Annotated in this window: 2 protein-coding genes and 1 tRNA gene; 1 reads left to right on the top strand and 2 read right to left on the bottom strand. The window is 38.3% G+C overall.

Features of this window, described 5'->3' with window-relative positions; genetic code table 11:
• Nucleotides 1–20: 20 nt before the first annotated feature.
• Nucleotides 21–93, bottom strand: a tRNA-Lys gene (locus R2S57_RS30205).
• A 379-nt stretch (nucleotides 94–472) separates the two neighbouring features.
• Between R2S57_RS30205 and R2S57_RS30200 the strand changes: the two genes are divergently transcribed.
• Nucleotides 473–1117 carry a Crp/Fnr family transcriptional regulator gene (locus tag R2S57_RS30200; RefSeq protein WP_316848627.1) on the top strand — a complete coding sequence of 215 codons (645 nt, stop codon included), beginning with the start codon at nucleotides 473–475 and terminating at the stop codon, nucleotides 1115–1117.
• A 50-nt stretch (nucleotides 1118–1167) separates the two neighbouring features.
• Here R2S57_RS30200 and R2S57_RS30195 read toward each other — a convergent pair whose 3' ends face one another.
• Nucleotides 1168–2682, bottom strand: a complete 1515-nt coding sequence (locus R2S57_RS30195) for a glycoside hydrolase (RefSeq protein WP_316848626.1) — start codon at nucleotides 2680–2682, stop codon at nucleotides 1168–1170.
• Between the last annotated feature and the right edge of the window lie 114 nt (nucleotides 2683–2796).

The following is a 2796-nucleotide window of genomic DNA, read 5'->3' as shown; positions in this document are numbered from 1 at the left end:
CATTTCTGTGAGGCTTTCTGTGATCCCGCTGGGATTCGAACCCAGGACCACTACATTAAAAGTGTAATGCTCTACCAGCTGAGCTACGGAATCATTTATATCCCTTTCGGGGCTGCAAAGATAGAAATATAATTCACTCTTTCAAAAAATAAAACCAATATATTTAACAAAGACTTAACAATAATTGAAAGATAAGGTGTTAAATATTTATGGATCATGTTGTTAAATACATCAAAAAAAAATATAAATTTATCTGTGTTTTAGCAAATTTACTATCTAAACCAGACAAACATGTTTTAACCATCTCAAAAATATTCCGTATATTTCTTTGTCCAAACCAATTGTTACGGATAACAATTCAGTACAAACTTTAAATTAACCACTTTAACATTCCCTATAGTTGTATTGATAATTAATCATTTTTTATTTTCTGTTTTATTTACATTTTTACATATACATTCGCTTTTCCTTAATGAATATTGAAAATATCTATGGTGAAGATAAATGGGCTGCTTTCGGTGGTTCTTCACCACTCATTACAGTCTTTAAATCGTACCATCCGCTCAGTCCTGAAATTGAAAACATTATTAACAGCTATACCTTCCCTATCCGGTTTGCCAAAAACAAACATATAGCTTCACCCTTAAAACATAACCGTTACATTTTCCTTATTTTAGAAGGTGCTGTACATGGTTACCTTAAAATGGGCAACAAAAAAATCACCACGTGGATTGCTGCCGAAAACGAACTGGCAGGAACCATTAGGAATTTGTGGGAGAATGAAATTTCCGACGAATATATCGAAACCATCGATCCGGTATTTGCCATTGCCGTTCCGCACGAAATGTCGAAACTTCTATATGAAAATTTCCCTATAGCCAATTATGTTGGCCGTAAAATGACGGAGATTTATTTCCAGGGAGCAACCGAACGGGCTTATATCAGCAGACTTCCATCGGCATTAAAACGTTATCAAAGATTTCTGGTTTCTTACCCCCATTTAATTAACCGCGTTCCGCTTAAGTATGTGGCATCGTTTATCGGTATGCGATTGGAAACACTCAGCAGGATCAGGAAAAAGGCGATTACTGAAACAGAAAAGCTTAAACAGGCCTAAAATATTTAAAAACCTTTGTGCAAAATAAAACACTAAAACAAAATACCAGTTTAATTACTCAGTATAGTGGTAACAGATTGAGCTGGTACAAGCAACTGCCGGGTATCCTTATATTGTTTGTAAGGTGATAAATTGTAATCAGCTGAGGTAACATATGTTTGTACCTTTTTAGGCTTGGTACCCTGTATCTCCATTTGCAGATCGATATCCTTATCGGTGGGATTAACAACCACCGTTACCAGTTTTTTATCCTTAAAATAGCTCGATATATAAACCTTAAGTTCATTATTTTCACTCATATTAACCTGAATACGTTTACTTCCTGCTGCAACAAACCTGCTGTAATTACCTAAAACCCACAACATTTTACTATCGTAAACCTGTCCGTCCGTTTTATTTTTATCGATGTAAACCAGTCCGTCTTTATAATCGCCCGACGAAATGGCCAGCCACCATTGCCATGATGTAGCATTTGATATCACCAGATCATGATGAATTAATTTGGCAATAAAGAGTGCGGGCATCATGCCCAGATCGCGCTTCTCTCCTTTAACTACGGCATCGCCAAGGATACAATATTCAGACATCCAATACCTTAAACCCTTAACAGCGGCAACGGCCTCGGCGGTTTTTTTACGCACATCGATCAATTTTGACTCCGGACTAGTGGTAAAATAACTGTGTCCTGAAATGGAATTGTCGATATGAGATAGGTTTCCGACATAATTGGAAGATGCGGCATTAAAGAACTGAAAGACCTGATTGCCCTTTGCTGTATTGCCATTATTATACAGGTAATCCAACTGGCCGGCCTCTCCTATCTGAATTTTTGTATCAAGCTGATTTTTAGAAAAGGCTTCATTAATACCCTTGTAAAGCTGGGCAAGCTCTGTATTGTTGTAAGGGCAACCTTCCTGGTTATGTTCATTCCATTTCCATTGCGGTTCATTGGCAGGACTTAAATAATCGAGTGTTATGCCAGTTGTTTTCTTTAACCCTTTTATCGTGGCCACAAGATCGGCAGCAAACTCAGGGAGTTTCTCAAAATCAAGGTTACAGTTGCCATCGGTTGAGTATGCTTTTCCATTTTTGGTAAACCGTACATGAGGACTGTTCACAAAACCGATAAATTGATTTACGCCACGGGCTTTAGCCGCTTTTAAAAACCAGGTCTGCCCCGGCATGGCGCTCCAATCGTAACTACCGTCTGATTGTAGAAAAGAAGACTGATGGCGCCATTCGTCGCCGATATCGCTTGCTTTCCCCTGAGCTGCACTACCTGCACCAATACTAAAACGCCAGGTATTTAAACCAATCCCCATGGGCTGGCCAGTTTTTGCGGTCTGTTTACTAAAAAGCAAATCGGCCATCTTATTCCGTTTTTCTTCGGGCCATAATCCGGCAAACTGGCACGACCAGGCATCAGAAGCTCCAAAACCTTCAATGGTCTGAAATTGAACTGCTGGATCAATCTGTATTTTTACGATGCTCCGTTGCGCAAAAGTAGTTGTACCATATAAAAGTGATGCGATGCCTATAAAAAGATGACCCAAAGCTGCCTTCATTGTTTAGTTTTTTTATACAATAATAACAAAATGCTTTTATCACAACGGTGGAAAAAGATCTCCTTTAATGTAAAAACAAAAAACATTTAGCACAAAAAAAAGGCCGATAAAATC

It is taken from the genome of Pedobacter psychrodurus, assembly GCF_032678585.1.
Lineage (GTDB): Bacteria > Bacteroidota > Bacteroidia > Sphingobacteriales > Sphingobacteriaceae > Pedobacter > Pedobacter psychrodurus_A.
The sequence above is the reverse complement of the archived record's forward strand: the minus strand, read 5'-3'. Positions and strand labels throughout refer to the sequence as shown.

Bases quoted from the DNA above. Each gene is read 5' to 3' on its own strand.
- R2S57_RS30200 (WP_316848627.1), top strand. From the start codon at position 473: ATGAATATTGAAAATATCTATGGTGAAGATAAATGGGCTGCTTTCGGT.
- R2S57_RS30195 (WP_316848626.1), bottom strand. From the start codon at position 2,682: ATGAAGGCAGCTTTGGGTCATCTTTTTATAGGCATCGCATCACTTTTA.